Here is a 20,689-nt window from a genome sequence, read left to right on the forward strand (position 1 = left end):
AATAGGTGTAAGGTCTGTTTTTTTTAAGCTACTGAGTAGATGTTGGAGTTTTGAATACGACAGCAATTAGTAAGTGTTTACCTCAATAATGGTGGATAAGGAATGATGTATCAGCCCTCTATCGTGATTTTGCCACTATGGTTAGTGTTTATCTATCAACTAGGACTATTGTCTGCTCATCGTTATGTGATGGCACGGACATTTGTCCCTCAGGATATTTGGCAAAATGCAGGACATCAGGCGGCCCTTGCACGTATGTTTAATTTAGGGTGGCGATTTGATACTAAAGTGTTATCTATTGTATTGGGTGTGCCTTTATTGATTGGGAGTATTGCAATCTACTTTACGCCAGCAGTAGCAACTGGGCTGGCAAGTGTCATTGGGGTATTTTGTCTCATAATTAACGGTATTATTGTGGGCAATTTTTACTATTTTAAAACCTACAATAATTACTATGATATTTTTATGTTTGGGCTAGTTGAGGATGATACCCAGGCTGTTCTTAAAAATATTTATGAAGATTATCCGATTATTCGTCTGTTTGTTGGGGTTCTAGTCAGTGCATTTATACCTGCTTGGTTTCTTTATTACGCTATATCACAGCAGTGGTTTTCCAGTGAAAGTATAGTTTGGCAAATCATATTATGTGTGTTAAGTCTTGTGGTGCTTATTTTTGCTGCTAGAGGGTCAGTGCACTCAAAACCGTTGGGAAGAGGGCATGCACAAGTGAGTACTTTGAGTATTATTAATAAAATGGTGCCAAATGGTCTTACTGCAATGAGTTGGGCTTGGTCGGATAGGCACAACCAGATTAGCTTTGAGCCTGTAAGCAAGGAAGAAGGGGAACGTTTACTTAAGACTTTTATGGTAGATGTTGTTCAAGCTGAGGGGGGGGCTGAAACTGTATTAGCGGCAACGGTCCCTCATAATATTTTTCATCACCACACGGCGACCAATGAATACCTAGCACAGCATAAACCACATGTTGTTTTTGCGTTGATGGAAAGTTTTGCTACGAATTTTTTGATATATGATGATGAACAACACAATGACTTATTAGGCAGGTTACGTCCTTATTGGCAAAAGGATTTTGTATTTGAGCGGTTTTGTTCAGACTACAACGGTACAGCCCCTAGTCTAGCAGGCATCTTTTTCCATAGTCATGTTCAAAATATTAGCCAATCTATTGCACAAAATAAACCCTTAAAAGAGACCCCGTTTGAAGTGTATAAGTCCCAGGGATACAAGACTGCATTTATCACAGCAGGCAATATGATGTGGCGTAATTTAGCGAATTACCTCCCATTACAAGGGGTAGATGCTATGTATGACCAAAACACCATTATGGAGTGTTTCCCTGAGGCAAAAGATTCTCTCTCCTATTGGGGGATTGCAGATGAATATGCTTTTAAAATGGCAGAGAAACTTTTGAAAGAAAGTCAGGAACCCTTATTTATTGCTATTTTATCCATGACCAACCATCCTCCTTATGTGCTTCCTTCTCATTATCAGAGCAGGCCATTGCAAGCAGATTGTCTAGTAGGGCGTTATGGTAAGGATGATAAGGAGAGGTTACTCTCTTTGGGTACTTACCAATATGCATGTGATGCAATTGGTGGATTTATTCAAGCTATAGAAAAGAGTGCGTTGGCAGAGAATATCGTGATTGCAGTGACGGGTGATCATCATGTGCGGGGTGTTTATGCAGATATGCCCAAGGAGTTATTCGCATCCAAGGCAGTACCATTTTTTGTACATCTTTCAGATTCATTGAAAGCTCATTTATCACTTGAGTTTGATGCACAACGTTTGGGCTCTCATAAAGATATTATGCCTACCCTATACCATGTGAGTTTGTCAGGAGCGACATATTGGCATGGGGGAGGGAGTAATCTATTTGCTACCCCTCATATTCGTCCATTTGCCTTTAATGAAACGCTTTTTGCAACAGAGGATTATGTGGTGGATACTTCAGCACAACCTTTGGTGGCTTATCGCTGGGCAGGCAGCGGATTATTGGTGGGAAGTCCTCACACACTGTCTGAGGCGGAGCACAAGCAGGTGGAGGCTTTCCAACAGTTTTTAGTATGGCAGACGAATTATCTGGTGGCTTAACCTGAGTTTCTCAAACCAGCTGCAATACCATTAATCGTTAAATGCACACTGCGTTCATCACGCAAATTATCATAGCGACTTTGGTGGTTTTCTGCACGGTGTTTACGTAGACGGCCAATGACCTCTACTTGTAGATAGTTAAGAGGGTCAATATAGGCAAAACGTTCGTGTAACGTATTGGCAAGTACCTCATTATGGGCAAGTAATTCGTCGATTTCTAAAATTTCTTTGACGCAGGCTACGGTCAATGTATGTTCATGTTGAATCATACTAAAGATGCGTTGACGCAATTCCTCATCTTTGACCAAGGTACTGTATTCTTCTGCAATCTTAAGGTCTGACTTCGCTAACACCATTTCCATATTAGAAAGCATGGTTTGGAAGAACCGCCAGTTTTTTGCCATATCACGAAGACGAGCGAGACGCTCTGCACGGCTTTCAGGTTCACCAGAAAAGCCCTCTTCTAAGTATGTATGTATTGCAGTACCAAAACCATACCAACCTGGTAAAAGCACACGACATTGAGCCCATGAAAAGCCCCAAGGAATGGCACGTAAATCCTCAATGCGTTGCCCCTTTTTGCGAGAAGCTGGACGAGATCCAATATTTAAACCTGCGATTTCATTAATTGGAGTAGCAGCAAAGAAATAGTCCACAAAACCTTTAGTTCCGTATACAAGTTGACGGTAGGTGCGTTGAGAGAGTTGAGAGAGTTGCTCCAGTAAACTTTGATATTTTTGCAAAAAAGTGTCGGGTGCCGATGCTTGAGATCCTACAGAGGTGCGTAGAGTTGCACTTAGCAGCAACTCTAAATGCCATTTACCAAGAGGAGCAGAGCGGTATTTGTTTTGAATCACTTCGCCTTGTTCAGTCAGGCGAATTTGTCCTGCCACAGAACCAGGGGGCTGAGCAAGAATTGCATCAAAACTAGAACCACCACCACGACCAACTGCACCACCGCGACCGTGGAACATACGTAAACGTACACCATGCTTCTTGAATACTTCTACGAGAGCCACTTCCGTCTTATAAAGAGACCAGTTAGAGGTGAGGTAGCCACCATCTTTGTTGCTATCAGAATAACCTAACATCACTTCTTGTAAACCAAGTTGGGCTTTCATCACACGCTCGCGTACTAGAGGGATACTGAGCCATTGATCCATAATCTGAGCCCCTGCTTCTAGGTCAGGGATAGTTTCAAATAATGGTGCCACAATTACTCCATCGTGAGGCTCTAGAGGCAAGAGTTGGCCTTGTTCGTCAGTCTCCATGCGGATAAGCCCAGTTTCTTGCTGAAGTACAAGGACCTCCAATAAGTCGCTTAATGTCTCTGTATGTGACACGATATATTGTTGAATTGCACGGTGTCCATAGCGAGTACGCATTTGTGCTGCTGTACGTAGAATGTCCAGCTCTTTACTCGTTTGCTCACTATAGTGTTGCCAGGGAGAAGCAAGAGGCCGGGTATTTTGAAGTTCCTCTAGTAGAAGGGAGACTTTTTGCTCTTCACTTAGTTCAGCATATACAAATGGTTTACCTTCAAAAGTGCTGTGACTGCGGGCAAAAAGTTCGGTCAATACGGCCTCGTGCACATCAGAGCTTTGACGTAAGTCCACTGTAGCAAGATGGAACCCAAAAATCTTTACTGCTTGGATGATATTATTCAAGCGTAAATCAGCAATAGAAGCACCATGATTAAGACGAAGCGACTCGGCAACAAGATTCAAATCAGCCAAAAACTCCTCTGGTGTTTGATAAGCTTCTGCAGGTTTGACATTAAGAATTTGTAATTTACCGTCGGAGAAGAGTTTGGCTGTTGCAGCAAGTTTGGCATAGACGGTGATAAGCACACGACGATAAGGCTCATCCAGACGATGGGGGGAACTGTCTAAGCTATGGTCAGAGCGTTCTTTGAGACTATCTGATACATCAGTGAGTAAGGTACTCATGGATAGTTCTGTTGCAAGTGCACGGACTTCTTTCAAATAATATTGAAATAGTGTGACCGCCTGTTTACGGAAAGCTGAGCGTAAAGTTTCTGCGTTGACATTAGGATTACCATCGCGGTCACCTCCAATCCAAGAGCCTAGTGTGAGAAAACAAGGCAGTTCAAACTGTTGAGTATTAAACAGCTTGTCCATTTCACGTTGGAAACGTTTATATAAGGTCGGTAAAGCGGGTAAGAATGTTGTTGCAAAATAGTTATTAACATTGTCTAGCTCATTGTCGACGGTTAGTTTATTTGCGCGTAGCATACGAGTGAGCCAGAGAATCTTAATATGTGCAGCTAGGTCAGAGACAATCTCTTCTTGGTCTGCTTCGTCTTCTTGTTGGTGATAAGCGATGAGTTTATTGGCAATAGCTTGATGAGCATCTAGCGTACTTTTACGTTGTACTTCTGTAGGGTGGGCAGTAAGTACAGGCACAAGATTAGTATATTGCAATGCTTTAAGCAATTCTTCTGCACTGATGCCCTCTTGGGCTAGGGTAGCAAGTGTATGCTCTAAACTAGAAGCTGTATTTTGCGATTTTAAATGACGTTGTTGTTCGTGATCTTCAGCAATATTGGCGAGATGTAGAAAATAGCTAAAGGCACGGGCAACAGTATTAGCCTCATCATCCGTCATTTGGTCAATGGCTTGGCTTAGGGCTTGGGTATGGGCTTCAGATGGCTCACGTCGAGCCCGTACACCAGCACGGCGTAACTCTTCGATTCCGTCAAAAACCTTTTGTCCCTCAGTAGATTGGATTGCATCACCAAGCAACTTGCCTAGTAAGTAAATATCGTCATGCAGGCGTTTATTGACCTTTTTGATGGTATTGGACACAAGTACCTCCTTATTGTTGTCACTTATCTAAATAGATGCCTAACTGTTCAACGAAGAAAAGTTGAGCCACTAAGGCATTTTATTTTAAAGAATAAATAAAAGAAAGACCTGAATCAGGCTTTAATCCTGTAAGTTGTAATTTAATGCAATGGCATAGGGAGAATATCGTGGTTTAATCATCGCACGGGATTGCCATAGCTAGCATTACTTGCGAATAATAATTAAGTTATCACGGTGAATTAACTCTTCATTGTGAATGCTACCCAGAATATCAGCAATATGCTGTGTGGGCTGGCGTAGAATACGGCGAGTGTCAGATGATGCGTAATTAATTAGTCCACGGGCATATTCCACACCATTTTCATCAATACAAGACACTAAATCCCCTCGTTTAAATGTCCCTATGACATCTATCGCTCCTACGGGTAATAGACTCTTGCCATGCTCAGTCAATGCACGTATGGCACCTGCATCAATAACAATTTTTCCACGAACTCTGAGCTGATCTGCTAGCCATTGCTTGCGAGCAGAACGGATACTATGCTCTGCGTGTAACTCAGTCCCGATATGTTCGCCTGCGGCAAGACGCACAAGAACATCGGGCTCATGTCCTGAAACGATAACGGTATGTGCTCCAGTGCTAGCGGCACGTTTAGCTGCCAGAATTTTGGTAATCATACCGCCTGTTCCAACAAAAGAACCGCTACCTCCTGCCATTTCTTCTAATGCAGGGTCTCCTGCTCGGGCAGTGTGTACAAATTTTGCATTGGGATTTTTACGAGGATCGCTATCATAAAGCCCGGATTGGTCGGTAAGAATGATAAGTGCATCTGCTTCTATTAGATTAGTAACAACAGCACCTAGTGTATCGTTGTCCCCCAAACGAATTTCATCAGTCACTACCGTGTCATTTTCATTCACGATGGGAATCACCCCCAAGTCTAATAAGGTAAAGAGGGTAGAGCGTGCATTGATATAGCGAAGTCTATCAGCAAGGTCTTCGTGAGTGAGGAGAATTTGGGAGGCAAGAAGGTGGTGATGAGAAAAAGCCTCTTCATATGCTTGCACTAAACCCATTTGTCCGATAGAAGCAGCGGCTTGCTGTTTGTTGACCTCTCTGGGGCGAGAAGTCCATCCTAATCTTGCCATGCCTTCTGCAATGGCACCGCTTGATACAAGTATAATTTGCTTGCCTGCTTGATGTAACGAGGCTATTTGTTGTGTCCAGTTCTCGATGGCCTGATGGTCTATCCCCTTGCCGTAGTTGGTAATGAGAGAAGAACCAATTTTAACGACAATACGCTGGGCAGATTGAATAACAGAGGTAGAGGACATAATAAGTACTTCACTTAATGACAAATACAAAAAAGGTTTTTTATTGTACTCTTCCCCATGAAAAAGAGGAAACCAAAGCGAGTTTCCTCAGAGAAAAATATGTAAGTTTTATCTATAAGGAAATGAGTGGATATTTTTATCCATGAGGAGTTTTCTGGATAGTTTTCTTTGTGCATCGGGATAAAAATATTTGGATAGAGATGATAGAGGGAATAAGTAGTAAGTCTTCCGCGCAAACGAAAAGCCAGCAGAGGCTGGCTTTCCACATAAACTAGGGGGTAGGCTTGTCGCCCTCAATAGACCCTAGCAAACACTTTTATTCTAAGGCTAAAATATGACAAAATCAAGTATAGATATATTTTGTATTAGGCGAGTATTGTCAGCTCCAAGGTTGTCGACTTATGAAAAGAAAACGCACCAACTTGCTTCCGCGATAAATCTTTATCAATGGAATATGCAAATTGCTTCGGCTTTATTTGAGTGTCTTGGGGTGTGCGAAATTGTTGTCAGAAATGCTGTTGCCCAAGCCATACAATCGATACATGGAGAGCAGTGGGTTTTTAGCCCGCGTTTTTTACGCTCTATACCCCAGAAAAGAAGGGAAGACTTAGTCCGAGCCAGACGCTCTACGGTGGATAAAACCATTCCTGAACTTCCTTTTGTTTTTTGGCAGAGTTTTTTCACTGCACGTTTTGAAAAAGATATTTGGTATAAACAATTCCGTTATGTGTTTCCTTATGCAGAAATGGATGACTTAGCTAGTTTAAGGAGAGACATTTTTTGTAGTTTGGGACGGATACGGATGCTTAGAAATCGTATTGCGCATCATGAGCCTATTTTTAATGAGAACATTGAGGAGTATTACAAGGCAATTATTAAAATCATCGCTTATCGCTGTGAGGATACTGCATATTGGTTGGAGCAACATCAGCGAGTGAGTATTGTGATGGCTAAGAAGCCTACATATTAGACCGTGTTTGGCAGATTTTTAATAAAAAAAGAGGAAACCAAAGCAGATTTCCTCTGATAAAAATATATCGATTACTCTACTGGACGAAATCTAGGGTCATCATCACTTGGTCGAAAACGAGGATCATCATCGTCAGGTTGGTAGGTTTTCGCTTCACCAACATTGGCACGAGTTTGATTAAATCGAGGGTCTTCGGGAGTGTAATCCTCAGCTTGCTCATCTGCTGCTTGATTTTCCTTTGCTTTTTCTTGGTCCAAATAGTCTTGTAACGCCCAAACGAGTTCTTGCGTGCCATCACCTGTCAAGGCTGAAATAGCGAACACTGGGCCTTTCCAGCCAAATTGACGGCAAAAGTCCGCTTTTACTTGCTCTGGGTTGTCAAGCATATCAAGTTTGTTTAGCACTAGCCAACGGGGTTTGTCATACAGCTCTTGACTATACTTTTGGAGTTCAGTGACAATTGCTTTAGCATCGGCAACAGACTTCTCAATAGTATCCACTTCAGGGTCTAAACTTGATACATCAACCAAATGTAATAACACTCGTGTGCGAGTGAGGTGACGTAAGAAAAGATGTCCTAAGCCAGCTCCTTCTGAGGCACCCTCAATCAAACCTGGAATATCAGCAACTACAAAACTACGAGAAGCCGATGTACGTACTACTCCAAGGTTAGGATGCAACGTTGTAAAAGGATAATCGGCAATTTTAGGGCGAGCATTGGAAATTTTTGTAATAAGTGTGGATTTACCTGCATTAGGTAACCCTAGCAAACCGACATCAGCTAGTACTTTGAGCTCTAGACGCAATTTACGGCGTTCACCCTCCTTACCGTAAGTGAATTGACGAGGTGCTCGATTGACACTAGATTTAAAGTGCAGATTGCCTAATCCACCCTGGCCTCCAGCTGCCAAGGTTACTTGTTGTCCGTGACGATCTAAGTCGAATAATTGCTCACCTGTCTCATCATCATAAATTACAGTACCAACAGGAACCCGTAAAGTGATGTCATCTGCTGCTGCACCATATTGGTCAGAGCCTCGACCATTTTCACCATTGCGTGCTTGATGTAGACGAGCATAGCGGAAGTCAATTAAGGTATTAATATTGCGATCAGCCACAGCCAAAATACTTCCGCCTCGACCCCCGTCACCGCCATCGGGGCCACCTTTGGGAATAAATTTTTCTCGGCGAAAACTCGCAGAGCCATTACCGCCTTTACCAGCGATTACCTCAATTCGGGCTTCATCAACAAATTTCATGATATACCTTTGTAAAAATCTATTGGCGTAGGATATTCTTTATGTAGTCACGCCGTTATAGAAAGCTTGACGTATCCATTATTTAGGGAAGTACGCCATACTGTCAACGATTTTATCGTTGCTTAGAAGTCTAGTGTTGAGATGGACAACAGATAGAAACTCGCTGTACTGACTATGTGTTCAAGTTGACCTTTTGTATAAGTCAAACACCGCTTCTTCTCAAAATACAAACGCCGCTCAAAACAATAGCTTTGAACGGCGTGTATAGTAAAAAAGTCGCTAATTACTCTGCTGCGATAACAGATACTGTTTGCTTGTTAAGCGCACCGCGAACTGAGAATTTAACTTGACCATCTACTAAAGCGTAAAGCGTATGGTCTTTACCCATGCCTACGTTAGTGCCAGGGTGGAAACGAGTACCACGTTGGCGAACGATGATAGAGCCAGCAGGGATAGATTGACCACCATAAACTTTAACACCTAAGCGTTTAGCTTCTGAGTCACGACCGTTGCGGGTTGAACCGCCACCTTTTTTCTGTGCCATGTTTTAACTCCTGCTATTAAGCTGTGATAGATTCGATAACGATTTGAGTGTAATTTTGGCGATGGCCTTGGCGTTTTTGATAGTGCTTACGACGACGCATCTTGAAAATTTTCACTTTATCGTGACGACCGTGTGCAAGAACCTTAGCCTTAACCACAGCACCAGCAACCAAAGGCGTACCTACTTTTAAAGACTCACCTTCGCCGACTGATAAAACTTGATCTAGGGAGATTTCTTGACCGATGTCTGCTGGTATCTGTTCTACCTTAAGTTTTTGGCCTTGGGCAACACGATATTGTTTGCCGCCGGTTTTTATGACCGCATACATATGGGTAACCTCTCAATAAATTTAAATAACAACTACCCACACATGTGGGTAGCCTGCTATTTTAACTATAAAACTCTTTAAAAGTCAAATAATTAGTGTATGAATAACAACAGATGGTGGGTGTGGAGAATAATCACTTCTTCTAAATATAGCAATACGTAAGGAGGCAGTGGTATCACACAGTAGGTGATACCAGTCTAAAAACTTTTATTCACATTCAAATAAACACCCCATGAATCACGGTTATAGGAGTCAGGGAGGTTGCTTTTGGTCTTGGTGTACTTCACATCCAAAATGTGCATGAAATCGTAGATGAAAGGTTATCACGAACGATAATCTGCATTAATACTCACATAATCATGAGAGAAGTCGCAGGTGTATACAGTTTCGGTGATTGCTCCACGATGTAGTACGACACGAACAAGGATTTCGGCTTCATTCATCACAGCCTGACCTTGCTCTTCACGATATGCAGGATTGCGCCCTCCATCTTTAGCCACTAATACATCACCGAGATAGAGCTCAAGCTGACTAGTGTCTAAATCAGTCACTCCTGCGTAGCCTATTGCGGCTAAAATACGTCCCAAGTTAGGATCTGAGGCAAAGAAAGCGGTTTTGACAAGGGGAGAATGAGCAATGGCATAAGCGATTTTGAGGGCCTCTTCAGAGGTTTTAGCCTGTTCAATTTGCACCGTAATGAACTTGGTGGCACCTTCCGCATCTCGGATAATCTTTTGAGCGAGTTCTTTGGCAATATCGGTGAGAGCCGCATATAACGTTTTAAAGTCTTCACTATCCACCGCTGGTGCAACACCACTTTGTCCTGTGGCGGCGATAATAAAAGAGTCATTGGTGGAGGTGTCTCCATCAACGGTAATGCGATTGAATGATTTATTCGCAATTTCAGTAGTGATTTTTTGAAGAACTTCAGCCTCAATAGCCGCATCGGTTGCCATAAAGCCTAGCATGGTCGCCATATTAGGGCGAATCATGCCTGCACCTTTGCTAATCCCTGTGATGGTGACTGTTTGACCACCGAGTTGCAGCTGTTTAGAAGCAATCTTGGGTACTGTGTCTGTCGTCATGATACTATGCGCAGCATTAAACCACTCATTGTCAGCAAGGTGGCTTACTGCTTGGGGAATAGCAGGGAGAATTTTATCGACAGGTAATGGCTCTAGAATAACGCCTGTTGAAAAAGGAAGTACTTGATCGTCATGGATGGCGAGTGCTTGTGCGAGTGCGGCAGAGGTAGTCAATGCATCTTGATACCCTTGCTCGCCTGTGCCAGCATTTGCATTACCTGTGTTGATTAATAGAGCTTCTATATTTTGACGTACGGCAAGGCGCTTTTTACAGATTTGTACAGGGGCAGCACAAAAACGGTTGGTGGTAAATACTCCTGCGACTTGTGTTCCTGGAGTAAAGCGGAATACCGTGATGTCTTTCTTGCCCGGTTTTTTAATTCCAGCAGAGGCAATCCCAATTTGTACCCCTTTGACAGGGTGAATATCGCGGGTATCGGGAATATGGAAATTAACAGGCATAACACTCTCCTTTAGGTAGGACTACGTCAAACAACAAAAATTACATCGCTGCTACTTTAGCAAAAGCCTTATCGGCCGCCTCAAAGGTTCGAGCAAGAACAGCTTCATCATGGCAAGCAGAAACAAAGCCTGCTTCAAATGCAGATGGAGCAAGATGCACACCTTCTTCTAGCATGGCGTGGAAGAACACTTTGAAGGCTTCAACATTGCTATCTTGCACCTCGCTAAAACTGGTTGGAACGCTTTCACGGAAATAAATACCAAACATACCACCCACAGAGTCAGCACTAAAGGTCACACCATGTTTAGCGGCTTTTTCTCGAAGTCCAGCAACCAGAGCACTGGTAGTGGCAGTGAGTTTTTCATAAAAGCCAGGGCGACATAAAATCTCAAGAGTTTTAAGACCAGCAGCCACAGATACAGGGTTACCAGAAAGAGTACCTGCTTGGTATACTGCACCAAGAGGTGCAATGCATTGCATCACATCACGACGACCACCAAAAGCACCAACAGGCATACCACCACCAATGACTTTAGCTAATGTAGTTAAATCAGGTTTGATGCCGGTAAGACCTTGAACACCTTTAGGGCCAGCACGGAAGCCAGTCATCACTTCATCAAAAATCAATAAAGCACCGTATTGTGTGCATACATCACGAAGCCCTTCTAAGAAGCCAGCTTTGGGTTTCACTAGGTTCATGTTGCCAGCGACAGGTTCAACAATAACGCAAGCAATATCATTTCCTACTTCAGCGAAAGCTTGTTTAACCGCATCGAGGTTGTTGTATTCTAGGACAATGGTATGGCTCACAAATTCTTCAGGAACGCCTGCGGAGGATGGATTGCCGAAAGTTAATAATCCAGAACCAGCTTTGACTAGCAGGCTATCAGAGTGACCGTGATAGCACCCCTCAAACTTGATGATTTTGCGACGATTAGTAAAACCACGAGCTAGACGAATAGCGCTCATTGTGGCTTCTGTGCCAGAGCTTACAAGACGGACTTGCTCAATCGACGGTAGCAGTTCACTGATTTTTTCTGCTAACAATACTTCAGCTTCAGTGGGTGCACCGAATGATAAACCGTTGGCTGCGGCTTCTTGTACAGCTTTGACAACTTCTGGGTGAGAATGACCCACAATCGCAGGCCCCCAAGAGCCTAGGTAATCAATATATTGTGTACCCTCTACGTCCCAGATATAGGCACCTTCAGCACGAGCAATAAAACGAGGTGTGCCACCTACTGATTTAAATGCACGTACAGGAGAGTTAACTCCACCAGGGATAGAGAGCTGAGCTCGTTCAAAAATAGCTTGGTTTTTCATAGGATTTACTTCAATTAAAATATTCTGCAATAATAATCATTGGTAGTGTGATAATGACACTCTTAATAAAAAGTAGATGCTACTACACTACCGCAAGCGAGTAAGGCAACATACCACCTTACAAAGGATATATAAATTTTAATGCTTCGTTGCAAAGAGAGTCATAAAATCTTTGCAAGTTTGATAAATATCTGCTGTTTCAAATAATCCAGAAATGACAGCAATGCTGTCTGCTCCTGCATCAATGACTTGTTTAGCATTGGACAAAGTGATGCCGCCAATGCCCACAATGGTTGGGCGAGTAGGGGGGGTAAGTATCATATCCAATGAGTCTACAGTGGCTGTTGTGTCCGATGCGTTGAGCATACTATTTGGTAGTTGCGGTGATAAAGAGGCTGTCAATAATTGCTTTGCTTCCTCAAATAAGTGTAACGGTGCATGTACGGCATCAGGTTTAACTGTAGAGGGAAATACTGCACCAAAAGCAAAATAATCTACCTCATTGGCTATCGCTTGTTGTGCTAGCTCAATCTGGTTATAACAACTGACTCCAATAAGCAGATGTTTGCTGGCAGCAGCGATGTCTGCTTTTGCCTCTTGTATATCTCCATCATCACGCCCTAAGTGTACTGCATCAGCTCCAACTTCTAGTGCTAAACGCCAGTCGTCGTTGACTACGAAGAGGGTTCCATGATGTTGACAGCAGAGAGCAACACGCCGTGCTTGTTCGCAAGCCAGTTCAAAAGGGGTGTGTTTGCGACGCCATTGCAGTATAGGCAAACCAGCAGCACATGCTTGTTCAATGGCGTGGTATAAACGGTCAAAATCCGACCAATCAGGAGTGATGCCATATAGTCCAGTAGGGAAACGAGTTGCTATTGTCATTATTACCCTCCAATCAGTTCTGGTGCGATATAGTTCACTTGAGGTGATCCCATCCCTAATCGAATAGTATCTTGAGTTTGGCTGAGGGCAACACTTAGTGCGGTTTTTGTTGCGTCCTCTGCGGATAGTCCTTGAGCTAAACTACAAGCTAATGCAGTACCTGTTAAGTCAGCGAACTCTGCATGTGTGCTGATGTGTGCAGGATGCTCAAAGATAAACTCATCATCAGATTGATGAATAAGGCGGTGACATAGTTTCCCGTTGGTATCTCTTTGGTTTAGAATTAGGCAGTATTCAGCACCTAGGTCAAGGATATGTAGGAATAAGTCTTCCTCTGTAGTAATATCAAAGTCCTCAGATGTCCAATGGGTGGCGTAATTTAAGTCGACGACAGCGATGTAGGATAAAGGAGACAGAATATCTAAGTAAGCATCAGTGAGCATTTCAGTGTAGAGGGCATTATCATCAATATCTACATACTCATAGAAATGCTTACCAAATACAGTCACTAATGGAATTTGATTGTAATCTGCAAAAATAGTGGCAAGCGAGTCCAATGTCTCAATGGAGAATACATGATTAACTTTAAACGCTTGTGGACTCACATCTTCTAGTAAACAGCGTGCCTGAGCCTCAATACTATCTTCTCGTAAGGGCTGAACTTCAATAACTGTATTGGTATCTCGAATAGCGAGGGCAGTAACAACTGAATTTGAAAAAGTTCGCAACTGAGCGGCAGTCACACATTCCATCGGAAGATGGGCACGATGACTCGGATCAAACAGATTGAAAAACAAAACGCTAGAAGGGGAAGAGGCTGTCATAGTGAAAAAAATCCAAGTTGAGGTACAATAGCCAAAGTATCAGTGATGAGGCAGTACCTAATATATTGTCTTATTTTAACGTAGTGTTTTAAGGATATTGTGATGAAAACATGGATGTGTTTAATTTGTGGCTGGGTTTATGATGAGGAAGCTGGTGCGCCTGAAGAGGGCATTCCTCCCGGCACCAAGTGGGAAGATGTTCCGCCTAACTGGACATGTCCAGAATGTGGGGCACGCAAAGAAGACTTTGAAATGATGGCAATTTAGCTGTTGTTTGATTTGAAACTAGTGATGGTTTCAAAACTCACATAAGGATACTATGAGCGATAAACCTATTAATCTTAGCGGACATTTTTTAATTGCCATGCCCTCATTAGATGGTGATTTATTCGAGGGTAGTCTGATTTATGTCTTTGACCATAATGATGATGGGGCTGTTGGGTTGATTGTTAATCAACCATCAACAGTACCTTTTTTAGATTTATTGGGCGATATTAGTGCTATTGATGATGTGGATGAAGAGAAAATTGAAAACAATGTAGCCAATACACTAGTGTATTTTGGTGGCCCAGTCAATAATGACAAGGGGTTTGTATTACATAGTGCAGACAAGTCATATCGGTCTACTATTGGCAACCAAGAATTATTGATGACCTCTTCCAAGGATGTGTTATTTGATTACGCTCGTGGGCAAGGTCCCAAGCAATTTATGCTGGCTTTGGGATATGCAGGATGGTCTCCTGGTCAATTAGAACAAGAAATTGCAGATAATGCTTGGCTAACCGTACAGGCATCAGCGGATATTATCTTTAATGTTCCTGTGGCGGAGCGTTACTACCGGGCAGTCAAGTTGTTGGGGTTTGACCCACATTTGTTGCAAGGTGATATGGGGCATGCTTAATGTCAGAGAAAACCGTATTAGCATTTGATTTCGGTTTAAAAAAAATTGGAGTGGCACAAGGCAATACTTTGTTGAAATATGCTGCTCCTTTGGAAATTATTCGTGTGCCTACCAAACAGGGGCGATTTGCAGCAATAGAGTCCTTAATTCAACAATGGAGGCCTGATTTACTGGTGGTTGGATTACCTTTGACGACAGAGGGTGAGGAGCAATATGCCTCAGGCCATGCCCGCCGGTTTGCGAATCAGTTGCATGGGAGGTTTGGTTTGCCCGTACAATTAGTTGATGAGCGAGGCAGTAGTATGGAGGCACAGCGTCGTATTGCCCCCAATGAAGATGATGATGCAATGGCGGCTGCTATTATTTTAGAACGATATTTTGATAGTCTTTAAGGTCGCTTCTTAGTCCCTGATGGGGATTGAGTATATGAAGTGACTTTACAAATATTCTTGCATGTTGCTATTGGTTTGTTTCTATGATGGCTGTAACCTGTTTTTTTTGATGGTGATAGATAGGTATTTGATAACGTTTCAAGCGAGTTTCTCAAGATATTTTACTGTGGTTTGCGGTACAATAAGGGGACTTAAAAAGGAGTGAATATGCAAATACCTACCGCTGAGCAGTTATACAGTAAGTTAAAGACTGGTGTTGAAGAACTCATTAAAACAAAGCCCATTGATAAGGTGTTTTTGGTAGGTATTTATTCAGGAGGAGCATGGATTGTAGAGCGATTGCAACAAGATTTAGCTTTGCAAAATCCTGCAGGCTTTCTTAATACCAGTTTCTACCGTGACGATTTCAATAAAATCGGTCTTCACAAACAAAAACAACCTACCCAGATTCCCTTTGATGTAGATGATGCCCACATTATTGTGGTGGATGATATTCTTTACACTGGTCGTACAATTCGTGCCACGATGAATGAGTTGTTTGACTATGGAAGACCTGCATCTATTTCTCTGGCAGTGCTGATTGACCGCGGTGGACACCAGTTACCTATTGCTGCTGATGTAGTGGGTGGCGAGATTCCTTTACCTAAAGGGACAAATTTCGTTCTCTCTTACAACGAGCAGCATCTTTTTGACATCGATATTGAAAAGGAAGACGTCCGTGTATAATCCCCAACTTAATCGTCATGGTGAACTCACGCACTTGCTAAGTACTGAGGGGCTGTCCAAAGATATTATCACGCATATCCTAGATACTGCACAGAGCTTTGTGCCATTAGCCGAACGTGATATTAAAAAAGTGCCACTACTACGTGGTAAAAGTGTTTTTAATCTCTTCTTTGAAAACTCAACGCGTACGCGTACAACATTTGAAATCGCAGCTAAGCGTTTATCTGCGGATGTTTACAATCTCAATATTAGTTCTTCTTCCACAGCCAAAGGTGAGACATTACTCGACACGATTAGCAATCTCACCGCTATGCAGGCAGATATTTTTGTTGTGCGTCATGAGGCTAGTGGAGCTCCCTATCTGATTGCTCAACATGTTGCACCCCACATTCACGTGGTTAATGCAGGGGATGGTCGTCATGCTCATCCTACACAAGCGTTATTGGATATGTATACTATCCGTCATTTCAAGAAAGATTTTTCTAATCTCACAGTAGCAATAGTGGGAGATATTCTACATTCTCGTGTCGCGCGTTCAGATATTCATGCCTTGACGACATTAGGTGTGGCAGAAATTCGAGCAATTGGCCCGTTGACATTATTGCCAGGTGGATTAGAGCAGATGGGGGTACGCGTTTTTACCGATATGAATGAGGGGTTAAAAGGCGTTGACGTAGTGATTATGTTGAGGTTGCAGAATGAGCGTATGAAAGGGGCCTTGTTGCCTTCTTCTCAAGAATACTTTAAACGCTACGGTCTTACACCAGAAAAACTCGCTTTAGCTAAACCTGATGCGATTGTGATGCACCCAGGGCCGATGAATCGTGGTGTTGAAATTGATTCAGTAGTGGCAGATGGACCACAAGCAGTGATTTTAAATCAAGTAACGTTTGGTATTGCTGTTCGTATGGCGGTGATGAGTATTGTGGCAGGAGCAAGCGCATGAAATTAAGAATTATCAATGGTCGATTACTCAACCCTACCACACAGCAAGATGAAGTGGCGACAATAGATATTGCTTCTGGGCGTGTAGTGGGCATTAATACACCTGCTGAATTTATGCCTGATCAGACGATAGATGCACAAGGTAAGGCAGTGATTCCTGGTCTTGTAGATTTATCTGTGCGTTTGCGAGAACCAGGCAACGAACACCGAGCTACCCTAGAAACTGAGATGCGTGCTGCATTGGCAGGTGGTGTAACTAGTTTGGTGTTGCCCCCAGATACTGATCCTAGCCTAGATGAGCCAGGATTGGTAGAAATGTTAAAACACCGGGCACGTAAGCTAAATCAAGCTAATTTATACCCCCTTGGAGCAATGACTTTGGGGCTTAAAGGGGAGGTTCTGACTGAGATGGCGGAGTTGACAGACGCTGGTTGTGTGGCATTTTCTCAGGCTAATAAGGGGCTTCCTCATTTATCGGTGCTTAACCGTGCGATGCAATACGCTAAAACATTTGAGTATGCATTGTGGATTCAACCATCAGAAGCAGATTTGGCGAGTTCTGGTGTAGCAGCAAGTGGCTCGTTTGCTTCGCGTTTAGGCTTAGCAGGCATTCCTGTGCAAGCAGAGACGATTGCATTGCATACTTTGTTTGAGTTGCAGAAAAGTAGCCGTGTGCGTCTACACTTATGTCGTATCAGTAGTGCTGAAGGTGTTGAGTTAGTTCGTCAAGCCAAGGCCGCAGGGCTACCAGTAACTTGTGATGTTTCTATCAATCATGTGCATTTAACAGATACAGACATTGGTTTCTTTGATAGTCAATGCCGTTTATATCCGCCCTTACGCTCACAAAGAGATCGAGAGGCGATTACTCAGGGCTTGTTGGACGGTACCATTGATGCAATTTGTTCGGATCATACACCAGTAGACGACGAAGAAAAATTATTGCCATTTAGTCAAGCTGAGCCAGGTGCTGTGGGCGTAGAGTTGCTGTTTAGCCTAGTGTACAAATGGGCGGTAGAGCATAAGGTTCCTCTATTAGATGCTTTAGCCAAGATTACAGTCAACCCTGCAAGTATTTTGCAGCAGAGCGCACCTGTATTACCACCTTGCGGGCAGATTAAAGTGGGCTTACCTGCGGACTTAGCCATCGTAGACCTAGATGCTTATTGGAAGGTGTCTCGCCAAACATTGTTAAGTCAAAGTGCTTACACCCCGTTCAACCAATATGAGGTACCTGCAAAGGTGGTAATGACGATAGTGGGTGGCCAAGTGGTTTGGCAGGCTTAATGGTATCAGAGCATCAGCCCCTGCCCAACTGGCTAGGGATTCGTATGGCGGACGATACTGTCTGATTGTGTTTGATAAAGGGTACCCTGATGAAGGGTATCCTTTGTTGTGTATAGGTTTAATGTTGTGTTAGACATGAAAGGGTTTGATGAATGGCGGTTTTGCGTTTTCTAATTCGAGTCATTGGGTTAATCGTTGTGTTGTTGGCAGGACTTTTTATTGTATTTATTTTCTTTGGTTGGATTAGCAAAGCAGCCAGAGAGCGGACAGTGCAACTGTGGTCTCAATGCTTGATGAAAACTACAGGTGTTCAGGTGGTACAAGAAGGAAAACCGATTCTTGATGGGCCTGTTATGCTGGCTGCTAACCATGTTTCCTGGATTGATATTTTTATTATTAATAGTCAGCGTGCCACTTCTTTTATTGCTAAGTCAGAGATTCGCCAATGGCCTGTGATTGGTTGGTTGGTGTATGCCGTTGGGACGATTTTTATCCAGCGTGGGTCACGTCAAGCGGTGATTGATATTAATGCAGGCATGGATAAGTATTTTAAAGAGAATATATGCATTGGTTTATTTCCCGAGGGAACAACGAGTGATGGCCTCAGTGTATTACATATGTTCAGTGGCCTACTTGAGGGAGCGATGAACTCTCGGGTGCCTATCCAGCCTGTGGCATTGTTGTTTACTTATAATGGTGAGCGTAGCGGGCGAGTAGCCTTTGTGGGAGAGCAGACACTTGTCGCAAATATTTGGGTGTTATTAAGCAGTAAGAATGTGGGGGTGACGGTTCGCTTTTTACCGCCAATCACACAAGCTGGTGAAGAGGTGCTTATCCCTCGTCAGGAGTTGGCGGACAATATTCGTGCAGTATTGCTTAAAGAAATTGAGGAATAGTGCATTGTTAAAGTGGTAGCAGGGAGCATAGAGGTGATGTATGGACTTGCAGCTCCCTGCTTTTTTCTTTAATAGAGTTGCACTATTGTGGAAGTGAACGGAGGTAGACAATTCAAAATGCCTTTGCTTTTTTTCCCTAATAGGAGTTGCACTACTGTGGAAGTGAACGGCGGTAGACATCCAATGCCTTAAGTCCATAATGTGTGCATACGATAATGGAAAATACTGGCATTACAAATCCCATGAAAGGAATAAGAGACAAGGCGGAGCACACAAAACCAATAAACCAGAAGCCATTCTTATATTCGCGAAGAATATATTGACGTTCTTCTGCTGTAGCATGTTCAACAATCGCATCAACCTTGGACATATTGGCAAATACATATGCTCCCCAGAAAAGCGACAACACAATGGACATAAATGGGATAAACCAAAAAGGCAGGGTGAGCAACCAACCTACTACGAAGATAACGGAAACCTTGACAGCATTGTAGGTACTAACAGAGTTGACGTTTTGACCTTTTTTCTCAAGATGAGGAAAGTAGCGTTCGCTAATAAACTTGACTGCCATTGGTGTCACCATGATAGAGGCAGCGGCCAATCCAATGACTACACCAATAGCAACAAGAGCAATAAAAGACAAGACACTGGACAACCAACCACTGATGGCAAGAATTCCCCAATCACTCAAAGATGATAAAGCCCCTTGAAACCAAGACCATTTAGAAGCGGCATCTATAAACCACCCATCCAAAGCCCCCCAGCCAAACATTAATAAAACGATAGAACTACCTAGAGCAATGACAAAAGGCAGTACGATGGCAAACAACATACGTGGTTGTAATTGAGTGACAAAGCCTTTAGAAAAAGAGTCAGAGGTACTAAGATGTGCCATAAATGTCCTATTGTGTAACGATAAATAATTAAAAGACTTTTCGTCTAGCTGATGTATTTATACCACGAGAGATACGTTGCGTCATATGAGTGGTACTGATAAGTATTTTAGATGGTGTCAAAAAAGAGAAAAGCAATAGTAAAGAGGGGATATAGGCAGAGTAGCTGGGCAGGCGAGAGCAAAAAGCATTATGTAGACGGGTGGATATATGGGACAAGGTGATTGAATGAAAAGAGTATAGGAGGGTGGATAAGTTGAGTTGCATTTTCACAACATTCGAAAAAAAGGGGTGTTTGTTGTATTTTCGCTACTATTTGTTAGTGGGTGGGTATAGGGTTAATACGTAGATAGTGGGTTGATTTTTAGGAAAAAAATAGGAGATTTTATGGGGGGTATAGGAGGGGGAGAGAGGGGAGGGGGATAGGATTTTTTATCAAAGGGGGTTGCCAAGGGGGTAAAAAGGGTTCATAATGCGAATCTTTCCTGATTCACGCAATCAACAAACTGTTGAGAGGTGAAGAGGGGTCAAGTGAGTGATTGACTGAAAGAAGTTGATTGCGGTTTTAAAAATAAAAAATATTTTTAAAAAGTGCTTGACAGGATGTAGTTAGATAGTTCATAATTACGTTCTTTGCTGCTAACGAGCAATATCGTTAGACGGATTAAGTGATGATTTAATTCGGGATGT

19 protein-coding genes are annotated in these 20,689 nt (G+C 42.8%); 9 read left to right on the top strand and 10 right to left on the bottom strand.

Annotation, left to right across the window (positions count from 1 at the left end):
• The first annotated feature begins 102 nt into the window (after positions 1 to 102).
• Positions 103 to 2,115, top strand: coding sequence for an LTA synthase family protein (locus HKX40_RS09735; RefSeq protein WP_216605222.1), 2,013 nt, complete (start codon positions 103 to 105; stop codon positions 2,113 to 2,115).
• On the opposite strand, the gene ppc is transcribed toward HKX40_RS09735, so the two are convergent.
• Together ppc and proB are read right to left on the bottom strand one after the other, a co-directional pair.
• Positions 2,112 to 4,943, bottom strand: a complete 2,832-nt coding sequence (gene ppc, locus HKX40_RS09740; protein WP_171589383.1) for a phosphoenolpyruvate carboxylase — start codon at positions 4,941 to 4,943, stop codon at positions 2,112 to 2,114. The genes HKX40_RS09735 and ppc overlap by 4 nt on opposite strands.
• A 204-nt stretch (positions 4,944 to 5,147) precedes the next feature.
• A complete protein-coding gene (proB, locus tag HKX40_RS09745; protein ID WP_171589384.1) occupies positions 5,148 to 6,278 on the bottom strand; it encodes a glutamate 5-kinase in 1,131 nt (376 codons plus the stop codon).
• Positions 6,279 to 6,612: 334 nt separating this feature from the next.
• Between proB and HKX40_RS09750 the strand changes: the two genes are divergently transcribed.
• Positions 6,613 to 7,248: an Abi family protein gene (locus HKX40_RS09750; RefSeq protein ID WP_171589385.1), complete on the top strand. Its 636-nt coding sequence runs from the start codon at positions 6,613 to 6,615 to the stop codon at positions 7,246 to 7,248.
• 71 nt (positions 7,249 to 7,319) lie between these two features.
• Here the strand turns inward: HKX40_RS09750 and obgE are convergent, their stop codons facing one another.
• From obgE to HKX40_RS09785, 7 genes are all read right to left on the bottom strand, one after another.
• Positions 7,320 to 8,507: a GTPase ObgE gene (gene obgE, locus HKX40_RS09755; RefSeq protein WP_171589386.1), complete on the bottom strand. Its 1,188-nt coding sequence runs from the start codon at positions 8,505 to 8,507 to the stop codon at positions 7,320 to 7,322.
• 283 nt (positions 8,508 to 8,790) lie between these two features.
• A complete protein-coding gene (gene rpmA, locus HKX40_RS09760; protein ID WP_171589387.1) occupies positions 8,791 to 9,051 on the bottom strand; it encodes a 50S ribosomal protein L27 in 261 nt (86 codons plus the stop codon).
• A gap of 16 nt (positions 9,052 to 9,067) precedes the next feature.
• Positions 9,068 to 9,379, bottom strand: a complete 312-nt coding sequence (gene rplU, locus HKX40_RS09765) for a 50S ribosomal protein L21 (RefSeq protein ID WP_171589388.1) — start codon at positions 9,377 to 9,379, stop codon at positions 9,068 to 9,070.
• A gap of 323 nt (positions 9,380 to 9,702) precedes the next feature.
• Positions 9,703 to 10,926, bottom strand: a complete 1,224-nt coding sequence (argJ, locus tag HKX40_RS09770; RefSeq protein WP_171589389.1) for a bifunctional glutamate N-acetyltransferase/amino-acid acetyltransferase ArgJ — start codon at positions 10,924 to 10,926, stop codon at positions 9,703 to 9,705.
• A 40-nt stretch (positions 10,927 to 10,966) separates the two neighbouring features.
• Positions 10,967 to 12,250 (bottom strand): glutamate-1-semialdehyde 2,1-aminomutase, encoded by a 1,284-nt coding sequence (gene hemL / locus HKX40_RS09775; protein ID WP_171589390.1) that lies wholly within the window; start codon positions 12,248 to 12,250, stop codon positions 10,967 to 10,969.
• A gap of 138 nt (positions 12,251 to 12,388) precedes the next feature.
• Complete coding sequence (locus HKX40_RS09780) at positions 12,389 to 13,135, bottom strand: thiamine phosphate synthase (protein WP_171589391.1); 747 nt, start codon at positions 13,133 to 13,135, stop codon at positions 12,389 to 12,391.
• A gap of 2 nt (positions 13,136 to 13,137) precedes the next feature.
• Complete coding sequence (locus HKX40_RS09785) at positions 13,138 to 13,959, bottom strand: bifunctional hydroxymethylpyrimidine kinase/phosphomethylpyrimidine kinase (RefSeq protein ID WP_171589392.1); 822 nt, start codon at positions 13,957 to 13,959, stop codon at positions 13,138 to 13,140.
• A gap of 96 nt (positions 13,960 to 14,055) precedes the next feature.
• Between HKX40_RS09785 and HKX40_RS09790 the strand changes: the two genes are divergently transcribed.
• The 7 genes from HKX40_RS09790 to HKX40_RS09820 all read left to right on the top strand — a co-directional run bounded on the left by HKX40_RS09790 (position 14,056) and on the right by HKX40_RS09820 (position 19,106).
• Positions 14,056 to 14,226 (top strand): rubredoxin, encoded by a 171-nt coding sequence (locus HKX40_RS09790; protein WP_171589406.1) that lies wholly within the window; start codon positions 14,056 to 14,058, stop codon positions 14,224 to 14,226.
• 52 nt (positions 14,227 to 14,278) lie between these two features.
• A complete protein-coding gene (locus HKX40_RS09795) occupies positions 14,279 to 14,860 on the top strand; it encodes a YqgE/AlgH family protein (RefSeq protein WP_171589393.1) in 582 nt (193 codons plus the stop codon).
• Positions 14,860 to 15,252 (top strand): Holliday junction resolvase RuvX, encoded by a 393-nt coding sequence (gene ruvX / locus HKX40_RS09800; protein ID WP_171589394.1) that lies wholly within the window; start codon positions 14,860 to 14,862, stop codon positions 15,250 to 15,252. The genes HKX40_RS09795 and ruvX overlap by 1 nt, the downstream gene beginning before the upstream one ends.
• Before the next feature lie 207 nt (positions 15,253 to 15,459).
• Entirely contained in the window at positions 15,460 to 15,978 is a 519-nt protein-coding gene (gene pyrR, locus HKX40_RS09805) for a bifunctional pyr operon transcriptional regulator/uracil phosphoribosyltransferase PyrR (protein ID WP_171589395.1), read from the top strand.
• Positions 15,971 to 16,924: an aspartate carbamoyltransferase catalytic subunit gene (locus HKX40_RS09810; protein WP_171589396.1), complete on the top strand. Its 954-nt coding sequence runs from the start codon at positions 15,971 to 15,973 to the stop codon at positions 16,922 to 16,924. The genes pyrR and HKX40_RS09810 overlap by 8 nt, the downstream gene beginning before the upstream one ends.
• Entirely contained in the window at positions 16,921 to 18,210 is a 1,290-nt protein-coding gene (locus HKX40_RS09815) for a dihydroorotase (protein ID WP_171589397.1), read from the top strand. Before HKX40_RS09810 ends, HKX40_RS09815 begins: the two co-directional genes overlap by 4 nt.
• Positions 18,211 to 18,362: 152 nt before the next feature.
• Positions 18,363 to 19,106 carry a lysophospholipid acyltransferase family protein gene (locus HKX40_RS09820; protein WP_216605225.1) on the top strand — a complete coding sequence of 248 codons (744 nt, stop codon included), beginning with the start codon at positions 18,363 to 18,365 and terminating at the stop codon, positions 19,104 to 19,106.
• Between the two features lie 151 nt (positions 19,107 to 19,257).
• Here HKX40_RS09820 and HKX40_RS09825 read toward each other — a convergent pair whose 3' ends face one another.
• On the bottom strand, positions 19,258 to 20,001 hold the full coding sequence (locus HKX40_RS09825; protein WP_171589398.1) for an EI24 domain-containing protein: 744 nt from the start codon (positions 19,999 to 20,001) through the stop codon (positions 19,258 to 19,260).
• Positions 20,002 to 20,689: the final 688 nt, after the last annotated feature.

Origin of the sequence: Pelistega europaea, assembly GCF_013133775.1 — a bacterium.
Classification (GTDB): domain Bacteria; phylum Pseudomonadota; class Gammaproteobacteria; order Burkholderiales; family Burkholderiaceae_B; genus Taylorella; species Taylorella europaea.

What these genes read in the sequence shown, in the direction of transcription:
- HKX40_RS09815 (WP_171589397.1), top strand. Translation starts at nt 16,921, where the DNA reads ATGAAATTAAGAATTATCAATGGTCGATTACTCAACCCTACCACACAG.
- HKX40_RS09785 (WP_171589392.1), bottom strand. Translation starts at nt 13,959, where the DNA reads ATGACAGCCTCTTCCCCTTCTAGCGTTTTGTTTTTCAATCTGTTTGAT.
- rpmA (WP_171589387.1), bottom strand. Translation starts at nt 9,051, where the DNA reads ATGGCACAGAAAAAAGGTGGCGGTTCAACCCGCAACGGTCGTGACTCA.
- ruvX (WP_171589394.1), top strand. Translation starts at nt 14,860, where the DNA reads ATGTCAGAGAAAACCGTATTAGCATTTGATTTCGGTTTAAAAAAAATT.
- argJ (WP_171589389.1), bottom strand. Translation starts at nt 10,926, where the DNA reads ATGCCTGTTAATTTCCATATTCCCGATACCCGCGATATTCACCCTGTC.
- obgE (WP_171589386.1), bottom strand. Translation starts at nt 8,507, where the DNA reads ATGAAATTTGTTGATGAAGCCCGAATTGAGGTAATCGCTGGTAAAGGC.
- proB (WP_171589384.1), bottom strand. Translation starts at nt 6,278, where the DNA reads ATGTCCTCTACCTCTGTTATTCAATCTGCCCAGCGTATTGTCGTTAAA.
- HKX40_RS09795 (WP_171589393.1), top strand. Translation starts at nt 14,279, where the DNA reads ATGAGCGATAAACCTATTAATCTTAGCGGACATTTTTTAATTGCCATG.
- rplU (WP_171589388.1), bottom strand. Translation starts at nt 9,379, where the DNA reads ATGTATGCGGTCATAAAAACCGGCGGCAAACAATATCGTGTTGCCCAA.
- hemL (WP_171589390.1), bottom strand. Translation starts at nt 12,250, where the DNA reads ATGAAAAACCAAGCTATTTTTGAACGAGCTCAGCTCTCTATCCCTGGT.
- pyrR (WP_171589395.1), top strand. Translation starts at nt 15,460, where the DNA reads ATGCAAATACCTACCGCTGAGCAGTTATACAGTAAGTTAAAGACTGGT.
- HKX40_RS09820 (WP_216605225.1), top strand. Translation starts at nt 18,363, where the DNA reads ATGGCGGTTTTGCGTTTTCTAATTCGAGTCATTGGGTTAATCGTTGTG.
- HKX40_RS09780 (WP_171589391.1), bottom strand. Translation starts at nt 13,135, where the DNA reads ATGACAATAGCAACTCGTTTCCCTACTGGACTATATGGCATCACTCCT.
- HKX40_RS09750 (WP_171589385.1), top strand. Translation starts at nt 6,613, where the DNA reads ATGACAAAATCAAGTATAGATATATTTTGTATTAGGCGAGTATTGTCA.
- HKX40_RS09825 (WP_171589398.1), bottom strand. Translation starts at nt 20,001, where the DNA reads ATGGCACATCTTAGTACCTCTGACTCTTTTTCTAAAGGCTTTGTCACT.
- HKX40_RS09735 (WP_216605222.1), top strand. Translation starts at nt 103, where the DNA reads ATGATGTATCAGCCCTCTATCGTGATTTTGCCACTATGGTTAGTGTTT.